General features: G+C 43.1%; 15 protein-coding genes. 14 read left to right on the top strand and 1 reads right to left on the bottom strand.

Annotated features, from left to right (window positions below; all coding sequences use genetic code 11):
• Positions 1 to 15 precede the first annotated feature (15 nt).
• From BN6539_RS19465 to BN6539_RS19455, 3 genes are all read left to right on the top strand, one after another.
• A complete protein-coding gene (locus BN6539_RS19465; RefSeq protein ID WP_067542133.1) occupies positions 16 to 1,371 on the top strand; it encodes a Na+/H+ antiporter NhaC family protein in 1,356 nt (451 codons plus the stop codon).
• A gap of 91 nt (positions 1,372 to 1,462) precedes the next feature.
• Complete coding sequence (locus tag BN6539_RS19460; RefSeq protein WP_067542130.1) at positions 1,463 to 2,887, top strand: amidohydrolase family protein; 1,425 nt, start codon at positions 1,463 to 1,465, stop codon at positions 2,885 to 2,887.
• Positions 2,888 to 2,908: 21 nt separating this feature from the next.
• Positions 2,909 to 4,099, top strand: a complete 1,191-nt coding sequence (locus tag BN6539_RS19455) for a helix-turn-helix transcriptional regulator (protein ID WP_067542127.1) — start codon at positions 2,909 to 2,911, stop codon at positions 4,097 to 4,099.
• Positions 4,100 to 4,314: 215 nt separating this feature from the next.
• On the opposite strand, the gene BN6539_RS19450 is transcribed toward BN6539_RS19455, so the two are convergent.
• A complete protein-coding gene (locus BN6539_RS19450) occupies positions 4,315 to 4,497 on the bottom strand; it encodes a hypothetical protein (protein ID WP_067542124.1) in 183 nt (60 codons plus the stop codon).
• 89 nt (positions 4,498 to 4,586) lie between these two features.
• On the opposite strand from BN6539_RS19450, the gene BN6539_RS19445 reads away from it, so the two are divergent.
• The 11 genes from BN6539_RS19445 (at position 4,587) to BN6539_RS19395 (ending at position 14,887) form a co-directional block, all read left to right on the top strand.
• Positions 4,587 to 5,003: an Asp23/Gls24 family envelope stress response protein gene (locus BN6539_RS19445; protein WP_067542121.1), complete on the top strand. Its 417-nt coding sequence runs from the start codon at positions 4,587 to 4,589 to the stop codon at positions 5,001 to 5,003.
• Entirely contained in the window at positions 4,990 to 7,032 is a 2,043-nt protein-coding gene (recG, locus tag BN6539_RS19440; protein ID WP_067542118.1) for an ATP-dependent DNA helicase RecG, read from the top strand. The genes BN6539_RS19445 and recG overlap by 14 nt, the downstream gene beginning before the upstream one ends.
• Before the next feature lie 85 nt (positions 7,033 to 7,117).
• On the top strand, positions 7,118 to 7,318 hold the full coding sequence (locus BN6539_RS19435; RefSeq protein WP_067542114.1) for an alpha/beta-type small acid-soluble spore protein: 201 nt from the start codon (positions 7,118 to 7,120) through the stop codon (positions 7,316 to 7,318).
• Positions 7,319 to 7,478: 160 nt separating this feature from the next.
• Positions 7,479 to 8,138 (top strand): NAD(P)H-hydrate epimerase, encoded by a 660-nt coding sequence (locus tag BN6539_RS19430; protein WP_082907625.1) that lies wholly within the window; start codon positions 7,479 to 7,481, stop codon positions 8,136 to 8,138.
• A gap of 3 nt (positions 8,139 to 8,141) precedes the next feature.
• Positions 8,142 to 8,699: a 16S rRNA (guanine(966)-N(2))-methyltransferase RsmD gene (gene rsmD, locus BN6539_RS19425; RefSeq protein ID WP_067542111.1), complete on the top strand. Its 558-nt coding sequence runs from the start codon at positions 8,142 to 8,144 to the stop codon at positions 8,697 to 8,699.
• Positions 8,696 to 9,181 carry a pantetheine-phosphate adenylyltransferase gene (coaD, locus tag BN6539_RS19420; RefSeq protein ID WP_067542108.1) on the top strand — a complete coding sequence of 162 codons (486 nt, stop codon included), beginning with the start codon at positions 8,696 to 8,698 and terminating at the stop codon, positions 9,179 to 9,181. The genes rsmD and coaD overlap by 4 nt, the downstream gene beginning before the upstream one ends.
• 198 nt (positions 9,182 to 9,379) lie before the next feature.
• On the top strand, positions 9,380 to 9,940 hold the full coding sequence (locus BN6539_RS19415) for a hypothetical protein (protein WP_067542105.1): 561 nt from the start codon (positions 9,380 to 9,382) through the stop codon (positions 9,938 to 9,940).
• A gap of 70 nt (positions 9,941 to 10,010) precedes the next feature.
• On the top strand, positions 10,011 to 10,697 hold the full coding sequence (locus BN6539_RS19410) for a response regulator transcription factor (RefSeq protein WP_067543584.1): 687 nt from the start codon (positions 10,011 to 10,013) through the stop codon (positions 10,695 to 10,697).
• Positions 10,694 to 11,617 carry a sensor histidine kinase gene (locus tag BN6539_RS19405; protein WP_067542102.1) on the top strand — a complete coding sequence of 308 codons (924 nt, stop codon included), beginning with the start codon at positions 10,694 to 10,696 and terminating at the stop codon, positions 11,615 to 11,617. The genes BN6539_RS19410 and BN6539_RS19405 overlap by 4 nt, the downstream gene beginning before the upstream one ends.
• A 98-nt stretch (positions 11,618 to 11,715) precedes the next feature.
• A complete protein-coding gene (locus tag BN6539_RS19400) occupies positions 11,716 to 12,399 on the top strand; it encodes an ABC transporter ATP-binding protein (RefSeq protein WP_067543581.1) in 684 nt (227 codons plus the stop codon).
• Between the two features lie 10 nt (positions 12,400 to 12,409).
• Positions 12,410 to 14,887 (top strand): ABC transporter permease, encoded by a 2,478-nt coding sequence (locus BN6539_RS19395; protein ID WP_067542099.1) that lies wholly within the window; start codon positions 12,410 to 12,412, stop codon positions 14,885 to 14,887.
• Positions 14,888 to 14,921 lie beyond the last annotated feature (34 nt).

Raw genomic sequence — 14,921 nt, 5'->3', positions numbered from 1 at the left:
AGAAGGAGAAAGAAAATGGAATTTTTACAAACCATAACCCCGATTATCCCTATGATCGTTCTGATTGTGTTAATCGTCTGGACGAAACGTATTATGGAAAGTAGTATCGTTACATTGATCCTTGCATATCTCTTAGTTTCACCAAAAGATATTTTAACTAACCTGCCAAACGGCCTTCTGACGACTTTGGTCAGTGATACGTATTCATTTGTACTGGCAGCAGCCTCTATTATGGGAATTTTTGTCCGGCTGATGATTGAGTCCGGAGGTACTATAGGCTTTGGCAAATTGCTTGGTCGTTTTGCCAATAACAGAAAAAAGAGCCTGGTGGCGACTTTCATATTAGGACTTATTGTCTTTATTGATGAATACCTGAATGCGCTGGTTGTGACATCTTCTATGCGTAATCTGACGGATAAGTACAAAGCGCCAAGACTTATGCTGGCTTGCACAGTAAACTCCGCAGGTGTTCCGGCATGTATTTTCGCACCGATTTCAATCTGGGCGATTTACTACATCGGTCTGATTTCTGACAGTGGACTTTTAGAAGGAACTGAACTGACAGGATTGCAGATGTATGTCAGAGTAATTCCGTACATGGTTTATCCGGCAATATTCATGGTCATCATCCTGCTTCTTGCCTTGGACATCTTCCCGAAATACGGACCGATGAAGAAGGCATATCAGAGGGCAGAAGAGACTGGGGATGTATTCCCTGAATCTGGCTGCGTAGGTGTGATGGATGATGACATCAAGGAAGGAAATGTAGCATTTTTCCTGATACCGATGATTACGATCATCCTGATTGCCTATTTTACAGGTGATATCTTCGTGGCAGTGCTGATAGGTGTTGCAGTTATCAGTGCAATGCTGATCTTGTCAAAAAAAATGACAGTATCCCAGGTGGGAGATGCGATTACAGAAGGCGTAAAGGATATGGTATTTATCCTGGTGCTGCTTTTAATCCTCTTCACCTTCACCGAAATATGCTCTGATATCGGTTTTGCAGAATTAGTCGTAAATGCAGTATCTTCTGTATTATCAGGCTGGATGGTGCCGCCGGTAATGTTCATCATCATATCTCTGTTATCCTGGATCATGGGCAGCTATTGGGCAACCTCGGCATTGTGTATGCCGATTATGATTCAGCTGGCAGAGCAGATGGATTTGAGCATGCCGTTGATGCTTGGCATATTGATTTCCGGCGCAGTATGTCCTGCAACCTGCTCCTTTACTTCAGAAGCACTGGTAATGTCTTCACAGTCAGCACAGGTACAGCCAGCGGAAATGGGTCTGGCAAATCTGCCATATGCTTTTACCGCGCTTGGCATTTCTACAGTGATATTTGGCGTATTAGGCGTAGTTCTATAGTAAGGCATGGAACTCTCCCCAGCAGGAATGCCCTAGGGGAGGGTTCTTCTTTTTCACTTGATGATTACGGTTTAACCGAAAGGATAAAGATATGAAAACAGTAGACATGATTGTAAAAACAAGACATCTCTTCACCATGGAAGGGGACGGTGTCGGTTACTTGGAAAATACAGCGATGATTATTGACCGAGGCAGGATAATAGATTTCGTGCCGACGGATGCTGCAGAAGACAGTTACCGGGCAGAAGAAGTCCTTGCACTTTTTGACCATGCAGTATTGCCTGGGCTTATTGATGCCCATACCCATGTGGATATCTGTATCGCCAGAGGGCTTGCACAGGATACAGACAACTGGATGTTCTATGGGCTGCAGCCTTTTGAAAATGCCATGGTACAAGAAGATATTGATGCCAGTGTAAAACTGGGGATTATGGAAGCAATCAAGGCAGGGACTACCACCATCGGTGAATTCTCTATAGGAATCGAGCCTGCATGTAAATTCATAAATCAGTCGGGAATCCGTGGAAATATTACTGAAACGGTACGGTCTTTGGAGGAGCGTATCTATCATCCGGGAGAACTGTACGAATTCAATGAAGACAAAGGGAAAAGGAGTCTGGAGAATAATATTGCCATGTACGACAAGTGGCATGATAAAGATCATGGGAGAATCAAAATTCTCTTCGGTCCGCAGGGAGCGGATTTTATGAGCAGAGAACTCTTATTGCAGGTTCGAGAAGAAGCGAAGAAGAGAAACACCAAGATCCATATGCACTTGCAGCAGGGAACCCGTGAAACAGAACAGATTATGATGCGATACGGAAAAAGGCCTGTGGAATGGCTTAAGGAAATCGGCTATCTGGACGAGTCACTGATCGGTGTACATCTTGCAGATTGTACGGATGAAGAGGCGGAATTCGTAGCAGAATCCGGTGCTGGAATGATTGTCTGTCCTGGTTCCATCGGTATTATCGACGGCATTGTCTGCCCGTCTATGGCATTTCAAAATGCAGGGGGATATGTTGCCCTGGGCTCCGACCAGGCGCCGGGCAACAACTGCCACAACGTTTTCAACGAGATGAAGCTGGCGGCTCTGTTCAACAAAATTTCCAAGAAAGATCCAGAGGTGATGCCTGCCTGGAAGGTTTTGCGAATGGCAACCATAGAAGGGGCAAAAGCCTTGGGCATGGATCAGGAGATTGGCTCCCTTGCCTGTGGAAAAAAAGCGGACTTTATTGCAGTCGATCTGAAAAAGCTGACCATGCAGCCGATATTTACCAAACCAATGAGAAATATTGTTCCAAATCTTGTTTACAGCGCGCGGGGTAATGAGGTAATATTGTCTGTAGTAGATGGAAAGATCATTTACAAAGACCAAATCTTGCTGAATGTAGATGAGGAAGCCTGTCTTGCGGAGATTGAAAGCCGGATTGACTGTATTTCAGAAAGAGCGGAGAAAGAATTCGAAGAGATTGCAGGAACCAACTACATCTTTATGCAGGAAGGGAAACTATAGGAATATAAGGAGAGGTATCCAATGCTGAATTATCCGGGGCTGTGCAAAGGCGGCGTTGCAGAAATTAAATCAGCACCATTTCATATCTGCAAAGAGCTTACAATTATCATCATATTGTCAGGCAGACTGCATTTTACAACTGTAGCCGGTTCTCAGATTCTTGAGACGGGTCAGACCGAAATACTCAATGTGAAAGAGCCTGTTATGTTGAAAGGCGAGCCTGCCTGCACTGTTGCCTACTTTAGCTTTGCTTCAGATTTTCTTGAAAAAACAAATATGAATTTTGAGTGGGTGACCTACAACTGTAATATCTGCAATTTCTTTGGTGTACCGGCCAAAAAAAAGCATATCGATTTGCTTACGAGATTGACGGTGCAGGCTGTCACTGCAATGAAGGAAGGGAAAGCTCTTTCGCAGGTTGAGCAGAAGGCAGGGGAAATCCTTGACCTGATCATGGAAAAATTTGATGATGTCGGCCATGTTTTTTCAGAAAGCGCCCAACTGGATATCAGCAAGGAACGGTTCCAACGAATCAGTGCCTATATGATTGAACATGTTTCTGAGCGGATGTCACTCAACGATATTGCACAGAACGAGTATCTCAGCATTCCTTATCTGTCTAAGGAATTCACAAAAAAGCTGGAAAAGAACTACAATGCGATTTTAAATTATTATCGGACGATCAATGCGGTGATTCAGCTTTTAGATACAGAGGACACTCTGACTTGTATTGCAGAATCCAGCGGATTTTCTTCAATCCGATACTATAATAAGGTGTTTAAAGATTTTATGGGATGTCTTCCATCCAAGTTTCGATCCTTCTATAAGGGGAAGGAATGGGATGTGACCGATTTTGATTCAGCTCGAGTGGCACAGATTGCCATAGGAGCGACAGACACTGCGCAGCTTCTGGAATTTACGGAAAGTCATAAAATACAGCATTTCATGTTCCAAGGATTTTCAGAACAGATGGAAACTCGAAATTATCAACTGTCAAATAAATCGACAGAGAAAAAGGTGATTCTGCTCATTGATGACGAAATCGGGAGAAGAGCAGATGAACTGGCAGAAGCGCTTTTGTGCAATGGAAAAGAAAAAGAGCGGATTGTAGGACTACGAAAAGAAGTGCATCAACTGACAGCCGAACAGAATAATTTACAGGTGACTGTACAGGGATCGTGGAGCGTAGAAATTTATGTGATTCTTTCCTGATCGTATTCCTTCTTAATAAAAGGAGTCCCAATGAAAGATGGCACTGTTTTCAGACTTGGAGACTGGACGCTTAAATATGTTTATACACCGGGACATAGTCAGGACTGCATTATGTTGTATGACTGACCGGCAGGAATTTTGCTTTGCGGCGATATGATATTAGTTCCTCTCCGCAATAGGTTAATCGTTTTGTATGTCAAAAAACAGCCTGCTGCCTAGTAGTGACGCAGCAGGCTGATGCCGCACAGGACCAGAACGCCGCCCAATAGCAGAATCCACGCTCTTGGCGGTAGAAAAAATGCGCATACCGTAACGATGCCGAAGACGATGAGGACGAATCCGATGTCTTTGGCTTCTTTATACTTACATATCGGTTTTCTCTTTCTATTATTATTCATAAAAACACCCTGTATATTTTATGAAATAGAGGCCACTTTTGTTACTGTATGTGTTAAAATAGATTCATATATCTATGGAGGTAAGTGATTTGACATTATCAAGAGAAACAGAGTTAGGGACTATTACCATTTCTAACATGCTCTTTGCGCAAATAATTGCAGACAGCTTTAAAGAAGAATCCTGTCTGGGCAAAGTATGGCCGTCGACAAAAAAAGGCCGCCAGATTGGCAACGACGGCAAATACAATCTTTCAGAATTTGCAGGCAACATAGAAGTAGAGAGCAGTTTTGAAGGAAACAGCGTGGACATTGAATTCAATATCATCGTAAAGTTTGGTACAAGCATTGCAAATATCACGAACGATATCAGTGATTATGTGGCAGATACAATTTATAAGAAACAGGGGAAAAAACCAAATCAAATCAAAATCAGAATTGCCGGCGTTAAATCCAGGCAGGTGGCGAGAAGAAATTTAGAGGTTGTGAAGAGATATGGAACTGAATGATAAAGTAAGCAGCCTGAAGGGGATTGGACCGAAAAAAGCAGAGATTCTCAAAAAAAACCACATCTTTACCTTGGAGGATCTGTTGAACTTGTTCCCCAGAAAGTATGAGGACAGACGACAGGAAACCAGAATTGAAGATCTGCAGCCAGGTAAAGAATTCTTAATCAGCGGTAAAGTATTATCACGTCGGTATTCCGGCAATCCATACAAGAAGAATACGCCTCTGACACTTTTGGTGTCGGATGAGACAGGGACCGTGGAAATTCTTTTTTTCAATGGAAGGTATATTGCAAATCTATTTAATGTCAATCAGGATTACTCTTTTTATGGCAGAGTTTCAGAAAACTTTGACCGCAAACAGATGATTCATCCCGAATTTCATCGCATCGGCGACCCCAATGACATCAGAGGAATTATTCCTATTTATCCGCAGATCAGCGGTATCTCCCAAAATGAACTGCGTAAAATTCAATTACAGCTGCAGGAACTGTATCCCCAAGTGGAAGAATGGCTGCCAGATGAAGTCGTGTCAGAAAATCGTTTGGCAAGTCCAGCCTATGCTATAGAGAATATTCATTTTCCCAAAGATGGAAAACAAGTTTTAGAAAGTAAGTTTAGACTCATCTTTGATGAACTTCTTACGCTGGAAACTGGCCTTTTTTATATTAAGAATGAGACGCGAAAAGATACGGGCGGAATTGTCATCGAGGCTGACTGCGCCGACCAATTTATCAAAGACCTGCCTTTTGAATTGACTGCGGGCCAGAAAAGCGTGTGGGAAGACATGAAAAGGGATTTAGCAGCGGACAAGGTTATGAATCGCCTGATACAAGGTGACGTCGGATCAGGAAAAACCGTGGTGGCAGAGTTGGCCATGTATGCTGCGGCCCAAAATGGTTATCAAAGCGTCATGATGGCGCCGACAGAAATTTTGGCCAAACAGCACGTGCAGTCTTTAACAGCAGATTTTGAAAAATATGGAATCTCTGTCGGCCTTTTGTGCAGCAGTATGAAAGCAGCAGAGAAAAGAGAGACGCTGCAGCGATTGGCGATAGGTCAAATCCAAATTCTTGTGGGCACCCATGCGGTGATTCAGCCTGACGTAATTTTTAAGAATTTGGGAATGGTAATAACAGACGAACAGCACAGATTTGGAGTCAACCAGAGGAGCCTTTTATCCAAAAAAGGCAAAAACCCCAATATTTTAGTTATGACGGCTACACCGATTCCAAGGACTTTGGCAGTAATCATTTATGGAGACCTGGACATTTCGCAGATTAGGACCATGCCAAGGGGCAGACAGCCCATTAAAACGATGCAGGCGGATATGGAGAACAGAAACAGGGTCTATGATTTTGTTAAAAAACAGTTGAAGGAAAAGAAACAAGCCTATGTGGTAGCGCCGCTGATTGAAGAATCAGATAAGATTGATGCAAAATCGGCAGAGGAACTGCATAAAGAGTTGAGCCAGAAGTTTGCCGGCTTTCAGGTGGCGTTAATACACGGCGCTATGAAACAAGAAGAAAAAGATTTTATCATGGGTGAATTTTCTGATGGCAACATCGACGTGCTAGTTTCTACTGTAGTAATAGAAGTAGGTATCAACGTGCCCAATGCTACCGTTATGGTGGTTGAAAACTGTGAGCGATTCGGCCTGGCCCAGCTTCATCAGCTGCGCGGCCGCGTAGGCCGCGGCAGCGATCAGTCCTATTGTTTTTTAATTTGCCACAATGAAACAGATGTAGCAAAAGAACGGAATCAGATTATGTGTGAGAGCAATGACGGCTTTGAAATTGCAGAAGCTGATCTGCGACTGCGCGGACCAGGTGAGCTTTTTGGAACCAGACAGCACGGTCTGCCTGAAATGCATATCAGTGATCTGGTCCGTCATGGCGACGTTCTGGAAAAAGCGAAAAACACTGCCAAAGCGATTATAGATAAAGACCCGGATTTAAGAAATCAAAAATATGAAAAGCTGAAAAACCGGATCAGAAAAATGTTCGGCGAAGACATTAAATTAGAACTATAACGCAGGAAGAAATTATCCATATTTTACAAGACATAGAAATCTCCGATCGGGTTAAATTAATAACGTAAACAGGAGGTGAAAAGAAATGAATTTACAGCAGAAAATGAATGTTAATGCTAAACCAGCATTAAACAACCTGAAGACAGAAGTTGCTAATGAACTTGGTCTTTCAAATTACGACCAGGCTGACAAGGGAAACATGACTGCAAGACAGAATGGTTATGTAGGTGGCTATATGACTAAGAAGCTTGTAGAAATGGCTGAACAGCAGTTAGCTGGAAAATAAGGAATCCAATTCCTTAATTAAGAAGTTGTAATAAACTTTTTGCTTAAAGGGGCTGTCTCAATTAACTTTGAGACGGTCCTTTTTCGTTTCTTGAACGACAAATTAATAGCATTCTTTTATAATTCATGGTATACTATTGGTTTAGAAGGCGGTGACAAAGGTGAACGATTTACATAGAAAAGAAGTAGTAACTTGTGAGGAAATGAAAGCACTTGAAACAGCTGCGGACAAAGCCGGTCTTTCCTATTATCAGATGATGGAAAATGCTGGATTTGAAGCCTTCTCAACGATTTTAAAGCATCATCCGCAGACTGAAAACGCCTTGGTATTTTGTGGAAAAGGCAATAACGGCGGTGATGGATTTGTTGTAGCCAGGAAATTATATGAAGCGGGTATACAGACGCAGGTCGTGCTCGTAGAGGGAGAACCGCAGGCAGATGACGCAAAAGCAAACTACCAATTGATACAGGCCAATGTGCAAATTTTAACAGCTGATGTTGCAATTGAGATGCAGGAGTCAGATCTTATCGTCGACGCCATCTATGGGACAGGCTTTCACGGACAGCTCCGCAGTCCTGCTGACGAAATGATTACTTGGATCAATCATTCGAAGGCTTATGTAGCTGCACTCGATATTCCCAGCGGATTGTCTGGGGACATGGAGCCAGACGAGGAGCCTGGAGCTTGTGTTAAAGCAGATTTGACCATCACTTTTCATGCCAGAAAACCAGTACATTGCAGCAAGACGGCAGCCAAGTTTTTGGGTAAAGTCGTTACGGCTGATATTGGCATAGGAGAAATTATAAATGAACGGAGATAGATAATGAGGATTATTACTGGAGATTACAGGGGAAGAAAGCTAGAAACTCCTATAGGCGTAGACGTAAGGCCTACGACAGATAAAGTAAAAGAAGCGATTTTTAATATTTTGATGAATGATATTTGGGATTCCGTATGTGTGGATCTCTTTGCAGGAACAGGCAATCTGGGTTTGGAAGCGTTATCACGAGGCGCTAAGAAATGCTATTTTTGCGATAATTCCAGAGAAAGCCTGAATCTGATTAAAACCAATATTGAGAAATGCGGTGCCCAGGATCAGGCCGTCGTTCTTGCTGGCGATTACACCAAAGCCCTGAGCAAACTCAAGGAACAGGCAGATGTCATTTTCCTCGATCCGCCATACCAGGCGGGCTTCTATGAAAAATGTCTGGAACTGATAGATTCCCTTGATTTATTGACAGAGGACGGTATAATAATAGCAGAACACGGTGTGCGTGACCAGGTGCCCGACCAGATCGGACGTTTGACGAAGGTCAAGGAGAGAAAATACGGTAAGATTTTGGTCAGCATTTACAGATGCGCAGCGGAGGATGAGGAATGACAAAAAGGGCTTTATATACAGGATCCTTTGACCCTATGACCAACGGGCATTTGGATATTATTACCAGATCGTCGAAGATGTTTGATGAATTAGTCGTCGGCGTTATTGTGAATCCAAACAAAAAACCGCTGTTTACGCAAGAAGAGAGGGTCAAGCTGATAGAAGAAGTCACTGCTGACTTACATAACGTGACTGTTGAATGCTTTGACGGACTTTTGGCCGACTATGTGAATAAGAATCACTTTGACGCAGTGGTCAGAGGCCTTCGGGCAACATCGGACTTCGAGTATGAAATACAGATGGCACAGATGAACGCCTGCCTCTTTGATAAAGGCATAGAATCTGTATTTTTGATGACTAGTCCAAGATATTCTTTTATCAGTTCAAGTATGATTAAAGAAGTGGTCTCACTCAATGGATGTGTGGACGGATTAGTGCCTGAAATCATCCTCAAAGAGATCAAAGCAAAATATACAAATTAGCTTATACGACAAAACGCAGCTAAATCACAGATTTAGGCGTTTAAAGCATAAGGACTCCCAATCGATTTCTTGTCAGAAATCGGGGCGAGGACCATTATACGACAAAACGCAGCTAAATCACAGATTTAGGCGTTTAAAGCATAAGGAGTTTCCAGCAATTCGTTTCACGAATTAAGGCAGCTCCATTAGGAGGAGAAGATGACTGTATTAGAATTATTAGAGGAGATTGAGGATATCGTCGACACTGCCCCTGGCTTGCCACTTACCGGCAAGATCATGGTAGATGCAAATGAAGTGCTTGAAATTGTAAGGGAAATCAGATTGAGTCTTCCTGATGATGTACAACAGGCAAAATGGGTAAAAGATGAAAAAGAGAGAATCTTAAGCGAAGCGAAATCAGAATATGAAAAGATTATCATCGAGGCCAAAAAACAGGCGGACTATTTAGTTGAGACTGATGATATCACCCTTAAGGCACAGAAAATGGCCGAGGGAATACAGAAAACTGCAGAAGATTACGCCAAAGTTCTTAAAATGCGTACATATGATTACGTGGACAAAATGCTTTTTGATATGCAGGCCAAGATGGATGACTTAAACCTCAAATATTTTGGCGAAATGTATGCAAACCTGGAGAAATCCTTTGAGGATATCAACGGCGTCCTGCAGGGCAACAGAGACGAAATCAAAGAGATGGCATATATGACGCAGAATGGACAGGACGGCGTATTTGTCAGAAGAGAAGATGAGGACGAATAAATAGTTGAAGGTAGAGCGGGCAGCGGAGTTTTCTGTTGCCTTTTTTCATATCACGCTTTGGGAGAAAAGGATGAAGAGAATACTGTTAATTGAAGATGATAAGGATTTAAATTTAGGACTTACATATGACCTGAGGTCAGAGGGATACCAGGTGTATTCGGCCAGAAATCTCGGCGAGGGCATGGCGCTGCTTGAAAAACAAGAGGTGGATCTCCTTCTTTTAGACGGCAATCTGCCAGATGGAGACGGGTTCGACTTTTGCAAGGCGGTCAAAACGGAAGGTGATCTGCCTGTCATTTTTCTGACTGCAAGAGACTTGGAAACAGATGAAATCACTGGCTTTGACTGTGGAGCCGACGACTATATTACGAAACCCTTCAGCATGGCCGTTTTGCATAAGAGAATTGAAGCTGTCTTCCGCAGAGGCGGTCAAAAGTCTGGAAATAGCAGAAGTCTGTATGACGACGGATATCTGCTAATTGACTTTGACGGCCTGACAGCATATAAAGAAGGAAGTGCTCTGACGTTGACACCTACAGAATTCAAACTGCTCCGGCTGCTTATTGCCAACGATCAAAAGGTGGTGACCAAAACTTTGATATTAGAAAAGCTGTGGGATAATGTCGGAAATTTCGTCGATGAACACGCTGTTGCAGTCAATATCAACAGGCTTCGCAAAAAACTGGAAGACGAGACACACCAGTATATTAAAACCATGTACGGCATGGGATATCAGTGGAAGGGGCAGCAAAAATGATACCAGTCTTCTTATTAGTCGCTGCAGGCCTGCTTTTTATTGCGTCAGTGGTTATGATGGCCTATGCGAGATATTGTTTCGTGACCTATTCGAGAAAACTTTCAGATTGTTTAGATGGTATGATTGCCGGAAGAAAGGATATAGAATTTGAGGAAGAAGAGGACAGCCTGATTGGCAGAGTGCAGGTCCGAATGCGGCAGCTTTATGAAATCATGCAGAAAAGAACTGAGGTTAGTCAAAGAAATCAAAAAAACCTTGAGAAGACTATCTCTGATATATCTCATCAACTGAAAACCCCTATTGCCAGCATCAGAACGTATCAGAATATCTTGCTGCGTCCAAATATCGACGAAAAAGACAGAATGGAGTTTCTCCACAATGCAGAAAAACAGGTTGATAAACTGGAGTTCCTAATTCAGGCGATGATTAAAATGTCTCGCCTGGAAACTGGCATTGTCAACGTATCTCCGATGAAAGAATCTGTGTACCAGCTCATTGAAGCAGTCGTCTGTGACGCCGCGTTAAAGGCCGAGGCAAAAAACATCGGTATCTCTGTAGATTGTGATCCTACTTTGACCGCGTATTTCGATAAGAGATGGACGACAGAGGCTTTGTTCAATATTTTAGATAATGCTGTGAAATACACCGGAAATGGCGGAAATGTCAAAATTTCTGCCAGTGCTACAGACTTCTTTGTCAGAATCCAGGTAAGGGACGATGGCAGGGGAATCGAGGCCGCGCATATTACGGAAATTTTTAAACGGTTTTATCGGGAACCGTCTGCTGCAGAATCGGAAGGCGTAGGAATCGGTCTCTATTTAGCGCGAGAAATCATCACCAAAGAAAAGGGATTTATTGAAGTGAGGTCGAAACCTGGTACCGGCTCTCTCTTTTCTCTCAATCTGCCTATAGAACCATAGACAAATTTGATTATCTCAATGCTGTGATTATTTTGAGAACAGAATGAGATAATTTTTTTCTATACTGAATGCAACCTAAGAGAAAGGACATGAAGTCAATGAGTCATATATTAGAAGCGACGGGATTAAAGAAATATTACGGAAGCGAACCCAATGTCACGAAAGCCTTAAACGGTGTCGATCTTTCCATCGAGCAGGGGGAATTCGTTTCCATCATTGGAACATCAGGAAGCGGAAAATCTACACTGCTGCACATGCTGGGCGGATTGGATGTGCCAACGTCGGGAAGTGTCGTCATCAGAGGGAAGGAAATTGCCAAGATGAACGATGAGCAGCTTTCCGTATTCCGCAGGAGAAACATCGGATTTATCTTTCAAAATTACAATCTGGTGCCCATCTTAAACGTATATCAAAATATCGTCCTGCCTATCGAATTGGACGGAGGGAAGATAGATCAGGAATACATCGACAATATCGTTCGTTTATTACATCTGGAAGAAAAGCTTTCTAACCTTCCCAATAATCTATCAGGAGGACAGCAGCAGCGGGTTGCTATTGCCAGGGCTCTGGCCAGTAAACCGGCCATTATTTTGGCAGATGAACCCACTGGTAATTTAGATTCCAAGACTTCACTGGAAGTCATGCAGCTTCTGAAGCTGACCATGGCAGAGTTTAATCAGACCTTGGTGATGATCACCCATAACCCGGAAATCGCTCAGGTTGCTGACCGCATGATCCGCATCGAGGATGGAAAAATCATCAATACAGACAGGGAACGGTAGGAGGCGGAAGATGTTATTAAAAAACGACAATCGTAAATTTATCAAAACCTTGTCAGCAAGCTGCCTCAAGGCTAATAAAAATAGAAATAGAATTGCAGTCCTGGCAATCATATTAACAACCATTCTTTTCATGGCTGTTGCCACGGTCTTTCAAGGGTCTGAAGAGACAATCAATCAGCAGTCTTTAAAAATGGCAGGAAACAAGTACATGGTTGCTGTAAATTATCTGGCCAAAAGTGACGCGGAGAAAATCAAAAATCACCCTGATTTCATTGAAGCGGGGCTGAGCCGTACCATCGGCACCGTACAAAACAGAGAATTAACCAGCGTTACGGCAGAGCTGATGTGGACGGATGAGAACTATGCGGATAACACCTATAAGACGCTTATAAAGGGAAATCTGCCGAAGAAAGAAAACGAAGTTGCTTGTGATACGGAAGTGATTCGCAAGCTTGGAATTTCAGACAAGGTCGGCACAAAATTTGTGTTGAAATATGAGATCGACGGGAAAATAGCAGAAGAAGAAATGACCCTTTGCGGCATCTGGCAAGGAGAGAAATATGAACAAAAAACCCAAATCTTGATCTCAGAATCATTTGCAGATGACAGAAGTGCTGACGAGACTTATACTGCAAGCGGAATCTTTGATGCAGCTGACAACTTGGGAAAACATCTGGATCAGGTATTAAGAGACTCTGGAATGAAACCCAGAGAGACTGCCCATGATATCTGCCAGGGTTATCTTTATCAACAAAGTGCCGACGGAGGGACCATCTTCAGTGTTTTTATCAGTATTCTGCTGATATTGGCCGCAGGCTATTTGATTATCTACAATATCTTCAGAATCTCTGTAATGAAAGACATTCGCCTGTATGGACAACTGAAAACCATAGGAGCATCACCAAAACAGATTAAATACATGGTGAGAAGACAAGGAATGAAGCTGCTGATTCTGGGTCTGCCTGCAGGTCTTATACTGGGATGGCTTGTCGGAAATCTGCTGCTCGTCTTTGCGATGAAGAGTTCCAACTTTAGTGAGCCTGACTTCGTCATACCGAGTCTGTTGGTATGGGCGGCTGCTGCAGTCTTTACCTTTGTAACCGTGTGGATCAGCTGCAGTCAGCCGGGGAAACTTGCCGGCAGCGTATCGCCGGTGGAAGCGCTTCATTATCAGGAAAAAGAAACGTACAAGAAGAACAGACAGAAGGGGCGGACTTCGAGCCATCGAATTGCTTCTATGGCGCTTGCAAACTTAAACCGCAATAAAGGAAAGACTGCTTTGGTGGTGCTCTCTATTTCCATCGCCATCATTCTGCTCAACAGCGTCATGAACATCTCTCAGTGCTTTGACGAAGAGACTTATGTGCGCCGAGATGCGATTGCGGACTTTAACGTGTCTAGCAGTGCATGGAGCAAATCTGCAGCCAACAGTGAAAAAGTGGTCCCTGCAAAATTTGTAGCGGACATCAAAGAAAAGGAAGGCGTAAAAGATTTGGGTTTCGTCTATTACCGCCCGGTTGATTATGACAAAGAAACTGCGGAAAAAAAGGAAATGATTCGCATCACAGCGGTAAATGGAATTGCAGCATCAGAAAATCTTGAAGAATTTGATGCGCGCAGACAACTTTTTGGTTTTGACGAGCGTGCTTTGCGTCGTTTGAAAACGATAGAAGGGAAAGTTGATTATGAGAAGATGAATAAGGGAAACTATGTCCTGATGGCTGGATTTTTGAGCGACAAAGGTGAGTACGATCAAGAGGCGCAGGAATTTCATGCGGGTGATCAGGTCAGTCTCGACATAGGAGGAACTGTGAGAGAATACACAGTCATGGCAGTGGTGGGCGCGCCTACCCAGCTATTGACTGATTACAGCTCCGGTGGGTATGAAAGTGTTATTTTGCCGGCTGAACAGTTTCTGAAAATATATCCGCAGACGAGAGAACACCCTATTCACTGTATTTTTGACGCAGAGGAAGATCACTTTGCATCCCTGATGAAATACGTAGACAGTTATAGCCGAAATAATGGCATCAGTGTCATGACAAAGCAGAAAGCCCAGCAGGATTTCAATGACATTACGGCCACATACGATGCCAGTGGAATGATACTGGCTTTGATTTTTGGAATCATCGGTCTTCTGAATCTGCTCAATGTCATCATGACAGGAGCCATAGCGAGACAGAATGAATTTGCTGTGATGAGAAGTATCGGTATGACGAGAAAACAACTGAGAAGGCTGTTTATATTTGAAGGCGTATCTTATATGGTTCTCGTCATGATCTGCGGGACGTTGGTCAGCGGACTGCTGTCAGTAACAGCCATAAAATCCATCGCCGCCAGCTTCTGGTTTTCACAGTATCATTTTACAATTTTGCCGGCTTTGGCGGTTTCAATACTATTTGTTCTCTTTGCAGCGATTATGGCTTACGTCGTTGACAGAATTTATAATAAGGGGAATATCATCGATAATCTGCGAAAAGTAGAGTAGCAGGCGAATTTACACATAAAACCCATGGTTAGAG

Source organism: Emergencia timonensis, from assembly GCF_900086585.1.
Taxonomy (GTDB): domain Bacteria; phylum Bacillota; class Clostridia; order Peptostreptococcales; family Anaerovoracaceae; genus Senimuribacter; species Senimuribacter timonensis.
The sequence above is the reverse complement of the archived record's forward strand: the minus strand, read 5'-3'. Positions and strand labels throughout refer to the sequence as shown.